Genomic DNA, 224 nt, shown 5'->3' with positions numbered 1-224 from the left:
ATCGTCTGCGGCCATTGCCGCAACTGCCGGGCGGGCAGGGGGCATCTGTGCCGCAACACGCTCGGCGTCGGCGTCAACCGGCCGGGCGCCTTCGGTGAATATCTGGCGATCCCGCAGCACAACGTCGTGCCGATCCCTGATGACGTGCCCGACGAGATCGCAGCAATCTTCGATCCCTTAGGCAATGCGGTTCACACCGCATTGTCCTTTGATCTCGTCGGCGA

The 224-nt window shown here is 63.8% G+C and carries 1 protein-coding gene; it reads left to right on the top strand.

All coding sequences use genetic code 11. The features are described 5' to 3' along the window. A partial coding sequence (locus tag BQ8482_RS01350; RefSeq protein ID WP_165848389.1) for an alcohol dehydrogenase catalytic domain-containing protein occupies window positions 1-224 on the top strand: 224 nt, incomplete at both ends.

The organism is Mesorhizobium delmotii (genome assembly GCF_900149755.1).
In the GTDB taxonomy this organism is placed as follows: domain Bacteria; phylum Pseudomonadota; class Alphaproteobacteria; order Rhizobiales; family Rhizobiaceae; genus Mesorhizobium; species Mesorhizobium delmotii.
Note: the sequence above shows the minus strand (reverse complement) of the source record. Positions and strands in the feature narration are given on the sequence as shown.